Source organism: Planctomycetota bacterium (genome assembly GCA_035384565.1).
Taxonomy (GTDB): Bacteria; Planctomycetota; PUPC01; order DSUN01; family DSUN01; genus DAOOIT01.
In genome coordinates, this window is sequence record DAOOIT010000016.1 from 70,664 (window position 1) to 88,404 (window position 17,741).

Here is a 17,741-nt window from a genome sequence, read left to right on the forward strand (position 1 = left end):
AGATAGGAAGGCTCAGCGACATGGCTGTTGACCCCCGCCAACTGCTGGCACAGGCCCGCCGAGTAGTCGTCAAGATCGGCTCGAACGTCCTCACCTCGAAGACCGGCTCGCTGGACCGCCGCCGCGTGCACCACCTGGCGGACCAGATCTCTGAGCTCTGCGACGCGGGGCGCGAGATCATCGTCGTCAGCTCCGGCGCCATCGCCGCCGGCATGGGCGAGCTGGGCCTGCCCAAGCGCCCGGCCACCCTGCCCGAGCTTCAGGCCGCCGCCGCCGTGGGCCAGAGCCGCCTGATCCGCACCTACAACGAGAGCTTCCGCCGCCACGGCCGCTGCGTGGGCCAGGTGCTGCTGACCCGCGAGGACATGGAACACCGCGCCCGCTTCCTCAACACCCGCAATACCCTCCACGCGCTCGTGGCCATGGGCTGCGTGCCGGTGATCAACGAGAACGACTCGGTGTCGGTGGACGAGATTCGCTACGGCGACAACGACTTCCTGGCGGCGCACCTGGCCGCGCTGATCCTCGCCGACCTGCTGGTGATCCTGAGCACCGTGGACGGCCTGCTGGAGGAGGATGCCGCGGGCCGCCCGCACGTCGTGCCCCTGGTCGAAAGAATCTCGGACGACATCGTGAGGCTCGATACGGGCGAGAAGTCGGCGCGCGGCACGGGAGGCATGGGCAGCAAGCTGCGGGCGGCCGCTATGACGACCCGCGCGGGCGTGCCCGTGGTGATCGCGGGCGGCCGCCGCCGCGGCATCCTGCGCCGCATCGTCGCGGGCGAGAACGTCGGCACCCTCTTCCTGCCCGCGGCGCGCCGCATGGCCAGCCGCAAGCGCTGGATCGCCTTCACCGCCCGGCCCAGCGGCGAATTGGTGGTGGACGCGGGGGCACGGCGCGCGCTGGTCGAGGGCGGCAAGAGCCTGCTGGCCTCGGGGGTGCGGGCGGTCCGCGGCACGTTCGGCAAAGGCGCCGTGGTGGCTCTGGCCGTGGGCCAGGAGCCGCCCTTCGCGCGCGGCCTCACCAACTACTCCTCGGCCGAGCTGGCCCTCATCCAGGGCTACCACACGCGCGACATCCAGGCGCGTCTCGGCTACAAGGACTACGACGAGGTGGTCCACCGCGACAATCTGGTGATTCTCGGGGGCGGAGCCGGCTGAGCCGGCGAAGGAGGCGCCGCGCCTCCCCTCTCTTCGGAGCGAAGCAGGCACTCGGCGCACCGCGGCCCGTCACACGACGCCGCTCGGCATGTAGAGCAGCCGCGAACAGCTCGGGCACTTGACGATCTTGCGGCCCGCGCGCAGCGTGTGCGAGAGCTGGGGCGGGAGCTGCATGAAGCAGCCCTGGCACGAGTTGCCGACAACCGGGGCCAGGGCCGAGGAGCCCTTCTTCTGGGCGATCCGCTCGTACTCGCCGAGCAGGGCGGGCTCTACCCTGGCCACAGCGGCCTGCCGCGCCTCCTGAAGCTCCGCGATCTGCTCGTCGAGCTGGCCCACATCGGCCGACACGCCCTTGGCTTCCTCGGCGTGCTGACGCTCGAGCTGGGCGATGCCGCGCTCGAGCTCTCGCGCGTCGCTCTCGAGTTCCTCCACGTCCGCCATCATCGCCAGCAGGTCGTCCTCGATGCGCGACGCATCCGCCTTCTTCGCGGCGATCTCGTGCTGGAACGCCGTGTACTCTTTGTTGGTGCGCGCGGTGTTGAGCTGCGTGGTGAGCTTCTCGGTCTCCTGTTCGGCGGCGCGGAGGTCCACCTCGCGGGCGTGGATCTGGGTGCGGAGCTGCTTTACGCTCGCGCGCTTCTCCTCCAGGGCCTGCCGTTGCTGGGCGAGGTGGGTCTCGATGTGGCGCAGGGCGACGGGAAGCAGGTCCTTCTGCGCGGTGAGCTTGTCAATCTTGCTGTCGATGCTGTGCAGGCTCAGCAGGGCGTCAATCTCGGGGCTGTTGGGCATGCAGGGTTCCTGTCTACTTCAATATGTCCTCCATGAACCCCTCCAGCTTCCGGCTGCGGATGGGGTGCTGGAGCTTTCGAATGGCTTTGGCCTCGATCTGCCGGACGCGCTCGCGGGTGACGCGGAAGCGCCGGCCGACCTCTTCGAGGGTGTAGGTGTAGCCGTCGCCGATGCCGTAGCGGAGCTTGATGATCTCGCGCTCGCGGTACGTCAGGGTGTCGAGGACCGAGTGAATCTTGTCCTTGAGCATTTCGTGGGTGGCCGCACTCACGGGGTTCTCGGCGTTCTCGTCCTCGATGAAATCGCCGAAGTAGCTGTCCTCGCTCTCGCCGATCGGGCGGTCGAGCGAGATGGGGTGCTTGGAGATCTTGAGCACGCGGCGCGCCTCTTCCATCGAGATGTCGGCCTCGGCCGCGATCTCGTCCACCGTGGGGTCGCGGCCCAGCTCCTGCACCAGGCGCTTGCTGACGTTGCGCAGCTTGCTCATCGTCTCCATCATGTGCACGGGGATGCGGATGGTGCGCGCCTGGTCGGCGATGGAGCGGGTGATGGCCTGGCGGATCCACCAGGTGGCGTAGGTGGAGAACTTGTAGCCGCGGCGGTACTCGTACTTTTCCACGGCCTTCATCAGGCCGGTGTTGCCTTCCTGGATCAGGTCGAGGAACGACAGGCCGCGGTTGCGGTACTTCTTGGCGATGGAGACGACGAGGCGCAGGTTGCCGCCGGAGAGCTTGCGCTTGGCCTGCTCGTAGCCCATGAAGCGCTCGGTGATGGCAGCCACGCGGCGCCGAAGCTGCTCGCGGTCCTCCAGGCACTCCTCCTCGAGCTGCGCGAGGTCCTCCTCGAGGCCCCGGATGCGCGCTCCGTCGCCATCGTTCGCGTTCTGCACCAGCCGGTCGCGCAGCTCGGCGCAGCGGTCCATCCGCTCGCTCAGCTCCTGGAGGTTGCGCATCATCGGCTGGATCTTGTCTATGTTGATGTTGAGTTCTTCGAGCAGCGCCACGGCCTTGCGGCGGCGCGAGCGCAGGCGGGCCAGCGCCTGGGCCCTCTCGCTGGGGCTGCTGCCGGGCCGGTTGATGATGCGGTAGTCGGCCTTGTTGCGCTCGTGGATCTTGCGCAGCGTGGCCAGGTTGAGCGGCAGCAGGCGCATGATCTCGTCGCGGCCCACCTCCACCGCCGTCGAGAGGCGCAGGGTGCGGTCGAACGGCAGCTTGCCGCTCTGCACGTCCTCAAGGATCCGGATGCCGGTGCGCAGTGAGTAGTCGGATTCGAGCACCTTGGTGCGGTAGCGTTTGCGCGTGACCTCGATCTTCTTGGCGAGAGAGATCTCCTCCTCGCGGCTCAGCAGGGGGATTTCGCCCATCTGCGTGAGGTACATGCGCACGGGGTCATCTATGCGGTCCGCGACCTCCTCCTCTTCGACCTCTTCGAGGACGTCCGGCTCCTCCTCCTTCGCGGCGCCCGGCTCCTCGGATTCGTCGAGGATATCAATCCCCATCTCGTCGAGGGTCATGAGGATCTTGTCAATCTTGTCGGGCGACACGGCGTCCTCGGGGAGCAGGTCGTTGAGCTCCTCGTAGGTGACGAAGCCCTTTTCCTTGCCCCTCTCGACGAGGAGTTTCAGGCTTTCATCGAGCGTGGTCGGCATGGCGCCATGCACTCCTGTGGCCGGCGATTACGGGACGGGCGCGCCGCTGGGGCGGCCCGCTCGACGCCGGTGAAGTTGCTGTATCGCGGCCAGGGCGCTCGGGTCGGCGCCCCGGGCCTGTTCCTTCAGTCGCTCGTACTCGGCCCGCTGCTGCCGCGCCTCGAGCCGGTCGAGGCAGTCCTGCACCGATTTCTCGGCCTTCCCCCCACCCCCCTCAAAGTCCAGCGTGGCGATGATGGCGCTCAGTTCCCGGTCCTGGAGCGTGGAGCTGAGCATCGCCGGGTCCACTTCGCCCTCCTGATCGTAGAGGAGCACGCACTGCTCGAAGATGCGGCGGAGGCGGCTGTCGCCGAAGCTCTCCGGGCCCACGCGCGCCAGCACGCAGGGGATCAGTTCGTTGGCGGCGAGCACGTGGCGGAGGATCCAGAGCTCCGCCCAGTCGAACTCCTGGGTACGGACTGGTTCCTGCTTCTGGGCGCTTCGCCGCTGCGCCCTGTGCAGCGCGGCGAGGCGCCGGCGCACGGCCTCGCGGTCCACCCGCGCGCGGGTGGCGATCGTCTCGGTGAGCAGGTCCGCCTTGGCCACGTTGGTGACTTGCGCCACGACGCGCAGCACCTCGTCCACCGCGCGGGCTCGCCCGTCGGTCGTGCCCATGTCGTGGTGTGCGCAGGCCAGGTCCACCTTGACCTCGAAGAGGTCCCTGGCGGCGTCGAGACGCGCGACGAAGGCCTCCGCCCCCTCCGCCACGAGGAAGTCGCAGGGGTCCATCCCCGCCGTGAGCGCGGGCACGCGCACGCTCAGGTCGGCGTCCGCGAAGACCTCGAGGCTGCGGTCCACGGCGGCCTCGCCGGCCGCATCGGCGTCGAAGAGCAGGATCACGGTGTCGGCGTACCGGCGGAGCAGCGTGATGTGCTCGCGCGTGAGGGCGGTGCCGAGCGTGGCGACGGCCCACGCGATGCCCTTCTGGTGGCACATCAGCGTGTCGGTGTAGCCTTCGGTGACGAGGATGCGGCGGCCCTTGATGGCCGCGTCGCGCGCCTTGTCGAGGCCGTAGAGGCAGCGGCTCTTGCTGAACAGCGGGGTTTCGGGCGAGTTGATGTACTTCACCTCGCTGTCGGCCAGGGTGCGCGCGCCGAAGGCGATGACGCGGCCCTGCACATCGCAGATCGGGAACATCACCCGGTTGCGGAAGCGGTCGTAATGGCCCTTGCCGCCCTCGCGCGCGATGGCCAGGCCGGAGGCCACGAGCTCCTGGTCGGTGTAGCCGGCGGCGCGGGCGGCGCGGCCCAGGGCGTCCCAGGAATCCGGGGCGTAGCCGATGCGCCAGGCCTCGAGTGTCTCCGGCTCGAAGCCGCGCTGGCTCATGTAGCGGCGGGCGCCTTCGGCCTCGGGCGCCTGGGCGAACTGGCGGGCGTAGAAGCGCGCGGCCCAGGTGTGCAGATCGTAGAGACGCGACTTGACGTCCTGGCTGACCCCGCTGCCTTCGCCGCGGCGGCCGAAGGTCTCGGGGATGGCAACGCCCACGGCCGCGGCCACGATCCGCACGGCCTCGGGGAAGTCCACCCGCTCGTGCTCGGCCACGAAGCTGAACACGTCGCCGGCCTTGCCACACCCGAAGCACTTGAACATCTGGCGCTCGGGATTGACGATGAACGACGGCGTCTTCTCTGTGTGGAAGGGACACAGAGCCTTGAAGGTGCGCCCCGCCTTCTTCACCGTGACGTAGCGCGACACAATGTCCACGATGTCAGCGGACCGCTTGACCGCCGCAAGGATGTCGTCGGAGATTCGCCCAGGCAATCTGGTTTCGCCCCTAGCCTGCTCGCAGGCGCGCCCGCGGGCAGCCATGCCGCCGGCTCGCTCGCCCCAGTCGAGTTTCCTGAATGCCCGGCGGTGAACGCTAACCCTGTAAGTTTACCACTATAATAGCGGGGAGTCAAACGTGCCGCACAACTCTGCCCAACTGCCCGTCACTCACGGGCGCCGGCACCAGCGAGGCCGCCAGACGCAAGTCATTCAATGCGAATGACTTACAAGATGCGGCCGACCTCCAAGGAGTCTCACGACCTAGCAGTCAGCGCACGGGGAGAATCGCGCGGTACAGGTGTCCGCGCCGGGCGATGAGCACGCGCACCTGACCGCCGCCGTCCTGCTCGAGCGCGACGGCGACTTGATCGAGGGTCTGCACGGCCACATCGCCCACGCGCAGGAGGACGTCGCCCCGCATGAGGCCGGCCTTGTCGCCCGGCCCGCCCGGCTCCAGCGCGGTGACGATCAGCCCCGCGGGCTCTCGGAAGCCGAACGACCGTGCGAGTTCGGCGGTCATCGGTTGAAGCGACAGGCCGAGCCGGGTGCGCGCCACCTCGGCCCCCGAGGGTTTCGGCGCGGCGGCCACGGTGACGCGAATGACCTGGTCCTTGCTGCCGCGTAAGACCCGCAGCGCCACGGTGTCGCCCACGTTCTTGTCCAGCATCTTCTTGAAGAACTGAAGCATGTCCGCCACAGGCACGGAGTCGACTGCGGTGATCAGGTCGCCCTCTGCCAGGCCGGCCCTGGCGGCGGGGCTGTCGGGGTCCACGCCCACGACGAGCACGCCGCTGTGCGCGGCCGCTTTGTGGCGCGCCATGTCCTCGGGGGTGAGGTCGCGGCCCCGCACGCCGATGTAGGTTTTCTTGATGAGGCGGTAGTTGAATAGGCCCTTGAGCACCTCGCGCACGCGGTCCACGGGGATGGCGAAGCCGATGCCCTGGGCGTCGGCCCGGATGGCCACGTTGATGCCGATCAGCTCGCCCTCGATGTTCACCAGGGCGCCGCCGCTGTTGCCGGGGTTGATGGCCGCGTCGGTCTGCACCAGGCCGGCGTAGGCCTCGCGGCCCTCGAGGGTCACGGAGCGGTTCTTCGCGCTCACGACGCCCACCGTGACGGTGCTCTCGAGGCCGAAGGGGTTGCCGAGGGCGATCACGGTTTCGCCAATCATCAGGTCGTCGGAGCGGCCGAGGCGCAGCGCCGGCAGCGGCTTCTTGGCATTGAGCTCGATGAGGGCCAGGTCGCTCTCGGGGTCGCCCGAGAGCAGCTTGCCCTCGTACTTGCTGCCGTCGGCGAGCGTAACGTCAATCCGCGACGCCTTCCGCACCACGTGCTCGTTGGTGACCACGTGCCCCTCGGGGTCAATGATCACCCCCGAGCCCAGGCTGTGGGTGCGAAACTGCTGCGGGCGGGCAAACCGCTCGAAGTACTCGCTGAAGAACTGGTCGAAGAAGGGGTCGCGGAACTGGTAGAAGGGGTCGCCCTGCCGGACGACGATCTGCTCGGTGCTGATGTTGACGACGGACGGCCCGGCCTTCTCGACGGCTATCACGACGGGGGTGCGACGCGTGGCCTCATGCGCAGGGGCGAGCGCTCCCCCGAAGGCCCCGTCGGCCGTTGCCACGCACAAGGCGAAGAGCGGCCTGACGAGGCGATGCGCGGCACAGACTCGGGAACGGCAACGATGGTGGCTCACATCTGGTCGCCGATCACTGGGTCTTCGGGGCCTCTTCCTTGGCCTTGGGCGCTTCCTCCGCCTTGGCCTTCGGCTCCTCTTTCGTCGGGGCCTCGGCCTTTGGCTCTTCCTTCTTCGGGGTCTCAGCCTTTGGCTCTTCCTTCGTTGGGGCCTCGGCCTTCGGCTCGGGCTTCTTCTCGAGGTCGGCGAGCGACTTGGCGATGTCCTCGACCTTGCCCTTGGGCATCAGGAGGACCTGCTTGGCGTCGCCCTTGACGGCAGCGGAGCCGGGATCGTCCTTCTCGTCCGCAAGCGGCTTGCCGATCTTGAGGACCACGTCGGCCTTGTCCTTGACCTTCACGGTGACGACAACCTCGGGCGGCTCCAGTCCGTGCTCGGCCAGGCTCTTGCCCTCGTAGTCAATGCAGCGGCGGCCCTTGAGGTCGTGCAGGGCGTCGAGCACCTTCTTCACGGCGTCCTGATCGGCCTCGGCCTTCTTGGGTTTGGTGATGGCCCAGGTGTCTTTCTCCTTCTCGAGGACAATCTCGGGCTTGCCGCGATGGGCGATGGTGAGCGACGTGGCGTCGGCCTCGGCGAAATCGGCAAGGGCGGTGGAGATGACCTCGGTGCGCAGGCTCTCGGCATCCCACGACTTGAGGGAGAAGACCAGTGTCCCGCCCTGCTCCATGCCGTACGTCGTTCCGTCCATCTTGCGGCTGACCAGGAGCGTCTTCGTGAAGGTCCTCTTTTCCTTGGCCTCCTTCTTTTCGTCCTTCTTGGCGTCCGCCTTGGCGTCGGGCGCCTTCTCGTCGGCCTTCGCTTCTTCCTCGACGGTGGCGGTGAGGCGGAGCGAGGGGGCGTCGAGGCCGTAGCGCTTGAGGTCCTCCGGCTTCGGGGTCTCGACGACGTACTCGTCGGCGCTCAGGTCGTTCATCGCGCCGAGGATGTTGTTGACGCTGTTCGCGTCGGCGTCGAGGGCCACGGGGCTGGTGAGTTTCCAAGCGCCGTCCTTCTTCTCGCAGGCCAGCTTGAGGGTGTCGCGCTCGATGGCGAGGCGGATGACGGCGTCGGACTTGAAGTCGAAGACCCTGCGGTCGAGGACGGCCAGGTAGCCCTTGTCGAGCGCCTTGCCCAGGGCAGCGAGGGCCTCGACGCTGTCCTTCTCGTCGTACGCGGCGCCGTCGGGGGCCTTGCCGCCGACCACGTAGAGCAGCCCCGCCTGCCCATCGCGTTGGACGTAGCGTCCTTCCTCGAACTCCTTCTCCTTGGGCTTGTCCTTGGCCTCGTTCTTCGCGTCGTCCTTGCCCTTCTCCTTGGAGGCCTCCGTATCCTTCGCGGGCTCAGCAGCCTTCTCCTTCTTCACGACGGCGCTGAAGGTGAGCTTGACCGGCGGCTGCGGCTTGACGCCGGGGGCGCCCATCGGCTCGCGGGCCAGGGTGACGACAGCCTCGGGCTGCTTGAGGTGCTCGAAGGCGGGGTCCTTCGGGTCGTCAATCCAGCGGGCGACCCGCAGGCGGCCCAGATGCCTGAGGACATCATTCGTGCCGCTCTGGTCCGCCTTCGCCTCCCGGGGCTTCGTGAGCTTCCAGTCCTTGTCTTTTCCCTCGCGGGTCACGGCCCAGGCCGTTCCGCCGCGCGCGATCTCGATGCCGCTCACCTCGGCGTCCTCGAAGCTCGCCACCTTGCGGTCACGAAGATCCTCGAGTTTCGGGGCCACCTCCGTGGCGAAATCCTTCTTGATCGTGAAGATGGTGGGCTCTTCGGCGCGCTTGGCGTAGAGCTGGTCCTTGAGTTTGTCGTCGCCCTCGGGGGCCTTGCCGACGAGGAGTTTCATCGTCGAGCCGTCCTCGGCCTTGACCTCGCAGGTGAGCTGGGGCTTGTCGAGGCCGTAGTCGGCGAGTTTCGAGGGGTCTTCGGAGATGAACTTCTCGACCTCGAGGTTGCGCGCCTTGGAGAGGAGGCTGGAGACCTTCGAGGCATCGGCGAGGTCGGCCACGGGGGCCTTCAGGCTCCAGGTCTTGCCGTCCTTCTGGAGCTCGAGGGTGCGCTCGGCGCTCACGACGCGCACGGAGCTGGCCTTCTCAGGGTCGCGTTCGCGCTCGAAGACCTTCTTGTCGCGGAAGCCGTTCGGCTCTTTGTCGAGCTTCTCGATGAGGTCGTTGGCGACGACGAGCAGTCGCGGCTCGCCCTTGAGGCGGATGTAGGCCCGCTTTTCGTAGGATTTCTGGCCCTTGACTTCGGCGCCGACGGCGAACTCGTGCGCCTTGTCGCCGAGCCAGAAGGTGGCGGTGATGCGCGGCTCTTTGAGGCCGAACTTGGCCATCTCGTCGGGCGTGTCGGCGGCCGGCTGCACGAAGCTCTCGGCGGTGAGGTTCTTGAGGCCGTCGAGGATCGAGAGGACGGCGGAGCGGTCGGCGCGGGCGTCGTGAGGCTTGCGGAGCCGCCAGTTCTGTGCATCGGCCTTCTCGATGACGACGGTGTCCTTGCCGCGCGTGATCTCGAGCTTGGTCGCAAGGTCGCGCAGGGTGCGGTTCTTGTCGTCCTTCACGGGGAAGACGAGGCCGCGTTCCTTGAGGGCCTCGTCGGTGGTCGGGGCCGCCGACTCGACGAAGATCACGTAGGCGGCGAGAGCGAGGACGGCGACGCAGCCGCCCCCGAGGAGCAGGAGCATCTTCTTGAGGCCCATGGGCGATTTTCCTCCGAAGCGCTAGCGGCGACGAATCCACCAGACGACGAGGCCGATGACCAGAATGTGGAACGGCGGGGCGAAGACCGTCGCCCACCAGGCGAAGTTCTTCTCGTCGCTGGGCATGTCGAGAATGTCTTGCTGCTGGAGCGGCTTGGGCGGGATGCCGATCTTGTACTCCTTGCCGGCCGCCCAGGCCACGGCGTTGCGGAAGAGCGTGGCGTTGCCGGTGGAGCCGCGCGTGACGTACATGTTCGTGATGAAGTCCGAATCGCCGAACACCACCAGCTTGCCTTGGGGCGGCGGGCCCATGGGCTGCCGCATGGGCGGCGGCTCCTGGCCCTTGGTCTGGCCGCGGGCGATCGCCAGTGTGAACGGCCCCGGCTTGTCCTGGTCCTGGTTGATGCGCAGACGCGCCAGGTTGGCGGGGTCGAGGTCCGCCTTCGCATAGGCTCGCGGCGAAGTTTTCACCAGCTCAGCCGTGAAGGGGTCGCCTTGCGGAGGCCCGCCGTACGGGCTCGGCCGCGGCGGCGCGGTGGAGACCAGCGGGCAGGCGAGGTAGAAGGTGGTGCGGAGGGTCTTCAGGTCGCGCACGATCGGGTGGGGAGGGCCGCCGCCCATCATCATCGCCTGCCCCCCGCCGTACTCCGTGGCGTCTATGCTCACCGTGGGCCCCGTGCTCACGATCCCAGGCAGGATCTCCTGCCGGCCAATGTCCACGATGGCGTCCATCGTCCGCGCCTCGATCGCGTTCTCGCGCAGGAACACCTCGAGGCCGCTGGGCGCCGTGTCGCCCACGGCGGGGTCGAGCATCACGATCAGGCCGGCCCCCTCCTTGCCCGTGAGGTACTTGCGCACCGCCTCCACCTCTTCGGGCCGGATGGGCGTCTTCGGCCCCGCGATCACCAGCACGTCGCAGTCGTCGGGGATTTCCGGCAGCTCGCAGGTCTTCACCTCGCAGTTGTCGCCGCGCACGCGCTCGACGATGGTGGAGGCGCCGTCGCGCTCGTAGTCGTCTATGCCGCGCTCGCCGTGGCCGATGACGAAGTAGACCTTGGTGGTCTTCTGCTCGAGGAGCGCCTGGAGAGCGCCGGTGAAGGCCTCCTCGCCCTTGAACTGCGGCGGCTCGCCGAACATGGACTGGGTGAGCATTTCGCTGAGTTCGACGACCTTGGTCTTGCCTTCGTAGGCGAAGACCACGGTGTCGGCGAGGAGCTCGGTCTTCAGCTCGGCCCCCATCTTCGCCGCCGCCTCGGGGTCGGCGTAGATGTTCAGGGGAATGTACTCCACGTGGCGCGACTGGCTGGCGTACTCCTCGAGCAGCTCGCCGACGCGGCCGCGGACGAAGTTCTTGAACTCTTCCGGCCCCTGGGGATTGGGGTGGCGGACCATGGTCGCAATGATCCGCAGCGGCTTCTCCACGCTCTTGAGGATCTTCACCGTCTGGTCGTTCAGGCTGTAGAAGCCGGTGCGCGTGAGGTCCACGCGGCGGTAGCGCCGCACGTTGATGTAGCTCACGAGCCCCAGGGCCAGCACGCCCAGCACGCCGGCGCCGAGGACGATCATCGTGAGCGGAAACGACGGCCCGGTGCATACGCGGATGATCGTGCGATGCTCGGCCGCCAGGGCCAGTTCCAGGAGCAGCAGCCCCACCACCAGCCCGGCCACGGGAACGGCCGACGTGCCGGTCCAGTAGAAGGCCAGGCAGTTGCCCAGCACCACGATGCCGACGACGAGCGCCACGCCGCCGCCGACCTCGAGCCAGGCCCTGTGAGGCGACTTCTCCAGGCCGCGGTAGAACGCGGCGTTGAGCCAGGCGCCTGCCTCCACCAGCGCCACCCCCACCACCAGGCTCAGGAACGCCAGCAGCGCCGGCGCCTTGCCGGCCAGGGGCTCCTTCGCCTGGGTGGCGAAGACGCCGAATCCGATGCCCGTCACCAGCAGGCCCGCCAGCGTGATCAGCAGGCCCCCTGCCTTTGGCTTGTCGCTCGTCACAGCTCGCTCCTCGGTCACGGCGCTCACCTCCACCTGCGGACGGTGACGATGACCGTCGTCAGGAAAACGCAGAACAGGCTGTTGGTCACGAAGTACAGCACGTCGCGCGTGTCCACAATCCCCTTCGTGAAGGCCCCGAAGAAATGCTGCGAGAAGGAGATGTAGCGAAGCGCCTTGGAGAGCGGGTCCACCGCATCGGGCCGGATGATGTAGCCCAGAATGTAGAGGAGCAGCAGGAGCACGATGGAGATCACGGCGGCCGCAATCTGCGCGCGCACGCAGGCCGAGGCCACCAGGCCCACCGCCAGGTAGAAGGCCCCCAGCAGGAACAGCCCGAGATACCCCGTCAGGATCGGCCCGGCGTCGGGCTTGCCGAAGGCGAACAGGATCGCCGCGTAGAGCAGCGTGGGCAAGATGAGCACGAGAAGGAAGAGCAGCGAGGCCAGGTACTTCGACAACACCACCTCGAGGGTCGTCACGGGGGCCGTCATCAGCGTCTCGATCGTGCCCGTGTCGAACTCGTCGGCGAACAGGCGCATCGTGAGCAGCGGCAGGATGAAGATCGAGATGAAGCCCATGAAGCCCAGGATCTGGCTCATGTCGGCCCGCCGCGAGAAGCTCAGGAACTCGAAGAACAGGTAGCCGATCAGCACGAGGAACACGGTGAGTATGATATAGGCGATCGGCGACAGGAAGTAGGCGATCAGCTCGCGCTTGGTCAGGGTGGCGACGTTTCTCATGCCCGCACCTCCTCGGCCTTCCGCTCATGCCCCACCACGTCGGCCGTCTTCGTGAGCTGCACGAACACGTCCTCCAGCGTGCCGCCGAGCCGGCCCTTGAGGTTCGCCGTCGTGTCCTCGGCCACGATGCGCCCGCCGCTGATGATGATCACGCGGGGGCAGATCATCTCGACCTCCGAGAGGATGTGGGTGGAGAGCAGCACGGTGCGCCGCTGGCCCAGGTCGCGGATCATCTCGCGCACCAGCCGCACCTGGTTGGGGTCGAGGCCCACCGTGGGCTCGTCGAGGATCAGGATCGGCGGGTCGTTCACCAGCGCGTCGGCCAGGCCCACCCGCTGGCGATAGCCCTTCGAGAGCTGGCCGATCACGCGGCCCGCCACCTCGGCGATGCCGCAGCGGTCCAGCACCTCGCCGATCCGCCGCTTGCGCTCGCAGGCCGCCACCCCCTTGAGCCGCGCCCGGTGGAACAGGTACTCGCTCACCCGCATCTCGCGGTACAGCGGCACGTTTTCGGGCAGATAGCCTACCCCCTCGCGCACCTGCATGGACTCCCAGAAGGGGTCGAACCCGGCGACCCGCACCTGGCCCGAGGTGGCCGGGGTGAACGACGTGAGGATGCGCATGACGGTGGACTTCCCGGCGCCGTTCGGCCCGAGGAAGCCCACCACCTCGCCCTCCTCCACACGGAACGACACGTCGTCCACCGCGACGATCTTGCCGTAGCGCTTGGTGAGATGTTCGACTTCGATCAACCCGCACCTCCTGCCTTGCGGTTACAGCCGCCGGGCCTCGAAGGCCTCGACGACGGCCGGCAACATGAAGTACACGAGCAGGAAGAGAAACAACACGGCCGAAGCGCCCAGGGAGATGGCCAGCGGCAGCGTCGCCGTGGCCACCTGCCACTTCGTGAGGTTGAACACCAGCGCCACGACGAGCAGCGCCAGCACGAGCCCGCTGGCGATCAGGCTGCCGGGCCGCGCCCACGTGCGCAGCTCGGCCACCGCCGAGCCCAACGTCCGCACGAGCAGCGACAGGAAGATGCCCAGCACGAACAGCGCCGCCAGGCCCGGCCGCGGCACCTGCGGCAGCACGATCGTGGTCACGGTGAGCGCGATGCAGGCCGCCGTCGCCAGCGAGCCCAGGATGCGGCCCAGGTTCCCCAGGAGCTTGAGGCCCACAGGCACCTCGGGCGCGACCACCCAGTCCTTGAGCCTCAGGAAGTCGCGGAACAGCCCCCAGCCCAGGAGCGACACGAGCAGGAAGAGCAGCCCGTAGAGGAGCATGGCTCCTCCCTGATCGCCCGCCCGAATTCCCAGGACCACGAGCGCGCCACAAGCGAGAACGCCCAGGGCGCTGAGCCCGTAGCCCACTGTGCCCACGACCCTCGCGGCGAACGGCGCCGCGGCCGCTTCCGCAGGCTTGCTTGCTTTCGCCATCCTCAGGGCTCCTCTCTAGAAGCCGCCCATGCCGGGCATTCCGCCGCCCATGCCGCCCATCCCACCGCCCATGCCGCCGCCCGGAGGGCCGGCCGGCGCGGGCTTCTTCTCGGGGACCTCGGCGATCAGGGCGTCGGTCGTCAGCAGCAGGCCGGCCACGCTGGCCGCGTTCTGGAGCGCGGTGCGCACGACCTTCGTCGGGTCAATGATGCCGGCCTCCACCAGATCGCCGTAGCGATCGGCCAGGGCGTCGTACCCGTAGGTGTCGCTGTTCTCCTGGAGGATTCGGTGGACCACCACGTTGCCGCTTTCGCCCGCATTCTCGGCAATCTGCACCACGGGCGCGCGGAGCGCGCGGCGCACGATCTCGACGCCCACCTTCTCGTCGTCCTTGGCCTTCACCTTGTCGAGGCAGCGGGCGGCCCGCAGCAGCGCGACGCCGCCGCCGGGCAGGATGCCTTCCTCGACAGCCGCGCGGGTGGCGTGGAGCGCGTCCTCGATGCGCGCCTTCTTCTCCTTCATCTCGACCTCGGTGGCCGCGCCCACCCGCACCTCGGCCACGCCGCCGGCCAGCTTGGCCATCCGCTCCTCGAGCTTCTCGCGGTCGTAGTCGGAGGTCGTCGTCTCGATCTCGTGGCGAATCTGCGCGATGCGGCCCTTGATCGCCTCGGGCGTGCCGCCGCCCTGGATGATCGTGGTGTTCTCCTTCTCCACGACCACCTTCTTGGCCGTGCCCAGGTCGCGGAGGTCCACGCTCTGGAGCTTGACGCCGAGGTCATTGAAGAGAGCCTTGCCGCCGACGAGGAGCGCGATGTCCTCCAGCATCGCCTTCCGGCGGTCGCCGAAGCCCGGGGCTTTGATGGCGCACACCCTCAGGATGCCGCGCAGCTTGTTGACCACCAGGGTGGCCAGCGCATCGCCGTCCACGTCCTCCGCGATGATGACGAGCGGCCGGCCGCTCTTGGCCACCTTCTCGAGCACCGGCACCAGGTCGCGCACCGCCGAGATCTTCTCCTCGTGGATGAGGATGTAAGGGTCCTCGAGCTCGCAGGTCATCGCGTCCGGGTCGGTGACGAAATGGGCGGAGATGTATCCGCGGTCGAACTGCATGCCTTCGACCCATTCCACGGCGGTCTCCATCGCCTTGCCTTCCTCGATGGTGATCACGCCGTCCTTGCCCACGCGCTCCATCGCCTGGGCCAGCATGTCGCCGATGGCCGGGTCGTTGTTGGCGGCCACGGCGGCCACCTGGGCGATCTCCTTGCGCCCCTTGACCTTCTGGCTCATGCGGCGGAGTTCCTCGACCACGGCCTCCACGCCCTTCTCGATGCCGCGTTTGATGGCCATGGCGTTCGTGCCGGCGGCCACGTTCCGCAGGCCCTCCTCGAAGATCGCTTCGGCCAGCACGGTCGCCGTGGTGGTGCCGTCGCCGGCCACGTCGCTCGTCTTCGAGGCCACCTGGCGCACCATCTGGCTGCCCATGTTCTCGTAGGCTTCTTCGAGCTCGATCTCCTTGGCCACGGTCACGCCGTCCTTGGTGACCGTGGGCGCGCCGTAGCTCTTCTCGATCACCACGTTGCGGCCACGGGGGCCGAGGGTGACCTTGACGGCATGTGCCAGCTTGCTCACGCCCAGGCGAATCGCCTCCCGGGCATCCTGTTCGAACGCCATCTTCTTGGCGGCCATTCCGCGTGCTCCTGTCGCTATTTCTGGATGATACCGAGGACGTCTTCCTCACGCATGATGAGGAGGTCCTCATCGGCGTGCTTGATCTCGGTGCCGGCGTAGCTGGTGAAGACAATGCGGTCGCCGACCTTGACGTGCATGGGCAGGTGCTTGCCCTCCTCGGTCAGCGCGCCATCGCCCACGGCCACCACCTCGCCCTGCCTGGGCTTCTCCTTGGCCGTGTCGGGCAGCACGATGCCGCCCGCGGTGCGGTCCTCCGCCTCGAGCCGCCGCACGACGATCCGGTCGCCCAGGGGCTTGATGTTCAGCTTCTTCGCCATGACTCGTCCTTCCTCTGGAGTTTGGGCCGGCCACGCCGGCTGCCTTAGACCCTCCGGCGCGGCCGGAGCGCTGAGGCCACCACCCGCCGCAAGAGCGCATCGTCCAGCGGCTTCGGCACCACAGCGAACGCATCCTCAAGAAACGCAGACACTTGAACACGTCCCGACACTTCCCGCGCGGTGAGCACGCAGGGCACGGCGGCCCCGCTGCGCGCGCGGATGGCCCGCAGCAGCGCCAGCCCTCCGCGGTGCGGGATCTCCAGTTGCACCAGGACCACGTCAATCCGCCTGTGATGGACGATCTCGAACGCCGCCGCATCGTCCCCGGCCAGATAGGTCTCGTACCCCTCGGCGTCGAAGAGCGAGCCCAGGTCGCGCCTCAGGCGCTCCTCCTGTTCGGCGATCAGCACCGAACGCCGGGCCTCGGGGTGCGCCGCTCTCTCCTCGTCAACCACCATCGTCGGCCATCCGACCTCAGAGGATTCCGGCTGGTCGCCATAGCCTAACACAATCGGCGGGATGTTGCAAACCCTGTGCCGAAGCGCCCGCAGGGTCAGAGGGAACCCTAGCCGCCCCGACGCCCCGGAATCAGGGCTCGACCAGCGTGAGCCGTAACTCATTCTGCAAAGGATGTTTACCGAGCGCTGCCTACTCGCGCTTGCCTGCATCAGGATACCCGACGCAACCGCGCAGAAGGGCGTTCGGCATCCGCAGCCACTGTCAGCGAGGCAGCGGCGGGCCTGTCAAAGTGGCAGCGGAACCGTCTCGCCGCACTCGATAGACTGGTAGGCGGCCACGCCGATCTCCACGGCGGCTCGCCCGTCCTCGCCCGCCACGGGCGGCGGCGTGTCGTTCAACACGCTGTCCACGAAGTCCCGAAGCTCGTGCCGCACGGGGTCCTCCACCGGAATCTGGCTCGCAGGGAGGAAGGTGGCCTTCTCGCCCGTCTTGCACAGGTGCAGCCCCGCGTCGGCGCCCCAGATCGCGGGGAACACGATCGAGCCGCGCTCGCAGTCCACCCGCCCGCCGTAGCCGCCGAGGGCGCTCACCTGTCCCGCGTGGAGCAGCCCCTTGGCGCCGCTCGCGAAGTGCAGAGTCACCAGAGCGAGGTCCGGGTAGTCCAGCCGCCTGTCCACGTAGAACCCGCCGGTGGCATACACGGCCTCCACCTCACCGCACACCCAGCGCAGGAAGTCAATCTCGTGTGCATTGATCTCGAGCAGCGTGCCGCCGCACAGGCTGCGTTGGAGGCGCCAGGGCTGCGTGTAGGCTCCGCCCCACTGGCCGCCCAGCCGATGCACCGTCATGCAGATGGGCGCCCCGAAGTCCCCGCCCCTCGCCAGCTCACGCACCTTGCCGTGCACCGCGTGGTAGCGGCACACCTGGCCGATCATCAGTTTCACCTTGGCCTTGCGGCACGCCTTGATCATGGCGTCGCAGTCTTCCAGCGTCACCGCCATCGGCTTCTCGCAGAAGACGTGCTTGCCCGCCCGGGCGGCGGCGATCGTGTGCTCGGCGTGGGCGAACTGGGGCGAGGCCACCACCACGGCATCCACCGCGTCGAGCGAGACCAGCGCCTCGAGGCTGCTGCACGCTCGAGCGCCGTGCTTCGAGGCCAGCTCGCCGGCCCGCTCGGGGAGTTCGTCGTAGGCCGCGGTCACGGCCGCCGTGTCCAACCCGGCCACCCCCTGCGCCAGCGCCGCCCCCATGCCGCCACAACCGACGATGCCGATGCCAACCTTCGCCATCGCGCGCCTCGCTTTCGCCACAGTGGGAGGGTCCTCGAGCACGGCCAAGAGC

General features: G+C 68.1%; 14 protein-coding genes. 1 reads left to right on the forward strand and 13 read right to left on the reverse strand.

The features are described from left to right. Positions 1-20 precede the first annotated feature (20 nt). Entirely contained in the window at positions 21-1,160 is a 1,140-nt protein-coding gene (gene proB / locus PLE19_08170; protein ID HPD14910.1) for a glutamate 5-kinase, read from the forward strand. A gap of 69 nt (positions 1,161-1,229) precedes the next feature. On the opposite strand, the gene PLE19_08175 is transcribed toward proB, so the two are convergent. The 13 genes from PLE19_08175 to PLE19_08235 form a co-directional block, all read right to left on the reverse strand. Beyond that, complete coding sequence (locus PLE19_08175; GenBank protein ID HPD14911.1) at positions 1,230-1,949, reverse strand: C4-type zinc ribbon domain-containing protein; 720 nt, start codon at positions 1,947-1,949, stop codon at positions 1,230-1,232. A gap of 13 nt (positions 1,950-1,962) precedes the next feature. After that, a complete protein-coding gene (gene rpoD / locus PLE19_08180) occupies positions 1,963-3,597 on the reverse strand; it encodes an RNA polymerase sigma factor RpoD (protein HPD14912.1) in 1,635 nt (544 codons plus the stop codon). A 27-nt stretch (positions 3,598-3,624) separates the two neighbouring features. Next, positions 3,625-5,397: a DNA primase gene (gene dnaG, locus PLE19_08185; GenBank protein HPD14913.1), complete on the reverse strand. Its 1,773-nt coding sequence runs from the start codon at positions 5,395-5,397 to the stop codon at positions 3,625-3,627. A gap of 274 nt (positions 5,398-5,671) precedes the next feature. Continuing rightward, positions 5,672-7,027, reverse strand: coding sequence for a trypsin-like peptidase domain-containing protein (locus PLE19_08190; protein ID HPD14914.1), 1,356 nt, complete (start codon positions 7,025-7,027; stop codon positions 5,672-5,674). Between the two features lie 85 nt (positions 7,028-7,112). After that, complete coding sequence (locus PLE19_08195; protein ID HPD14915.1) at positions 7,113-9,764, reverse strand: DUF4340 domain-containing protein; 2,652 nt, start codon at positions 9,762-9,764, stop codon at positions 7,113-7,115. A gap of 21 nt (positions 9,765-9,785) precedes the next feature. Continuing rightward, positions 9,786-11,777 (reverse strand): GldG family protein, encoded by a 1,992-nt coding sequence (locus tag PLE19_08200; protein ID HPD14916.1) that lies wholly within the window; start codon positions 11,775-11,777, stop codon positions 9,786-9,788. 5 nt (positions 11,778-11,782) lie between these two features. After that, positions 11,783-12,499: an ABC transporter permease gene (locus PLE19_08205; protein ID HPD14917.1), complete on the reverse strand. Its 717-nt coding sequence runs from the start codon at positions 12,497-12,499 to the stop codon at positions 11,783-11,785. Then, complete coding sequence (locus tag PLE19_08210) at positions 12,496-13,251, reverse strand: ABC transporter ATP-binding protein (protein HPD14918.1); 756 nt, start codon at positions 13,249-13,251, stop codon at positions 12,496-12,498. Before PLE19_08210 ends, PLE19_08205 begins: the two co-directional genes overlap by 4 nt. 21 nt (positions 13,252-13,272) lie before the next feature. Continuing rightward, entirely contained in the window at positions 13,273-13,935 is a 663-nt protein-coding gene (locus PLE19_08215; protein ID HPD14919.1) for a hypothetical protein, read from the reverse strand. A 15-nt stretch (positions 13,936-13,950) separates the two neighbouring features. Next, positions 13,951-15,621, reverse strand: coding sequence for a chaperonin GroEL (gene groL, locus PLE19_08220; protein ID HPD14920.1), 1,671 nt, complete (start codon positions 15,619-15,621; stop codon positions 13,951-13,953). A gap of 17 nt (positions 15,622-15,638) precedes the next feature. Next, positions 15,639-15,941, reverse strand: a complete 303-nt coding sequence (groES, locus tag PLE19_08225; protein ID HPD14921.1) for a co-chaperone GroES — start codon at positions 15,939-15,941, stop codon at positions 15,639-15,641. A gap of 44 nt (positions 15,942-15,985) precedes the next feature. After that, a complete protein-coding gene (locus tag PLE19_08230) occupies positions 15,986-16,399 on the reverse strand; it encodes a response regulator (GenBank protein HPD14922.1) in 414 nt (137 codons plus the stop codon). Positions 16,400-16,684: 285 nt separating this feature from the next. Further along, the gene (locus PLE19_08235) at positions 16,685-17,689 is read right to left on the reverse strand and encodes a Gfo/Idh/MocA family oxidoreductase (protein HPD14923.1); all 1,005 of its coding nucleotides are present in this window, start codon (positions 17,687-17,689) and stop codon (positions 16,685-16,687) included. Between the last annotated feature and the right edge of the window lie 52 nt (positions 17,690-17,741).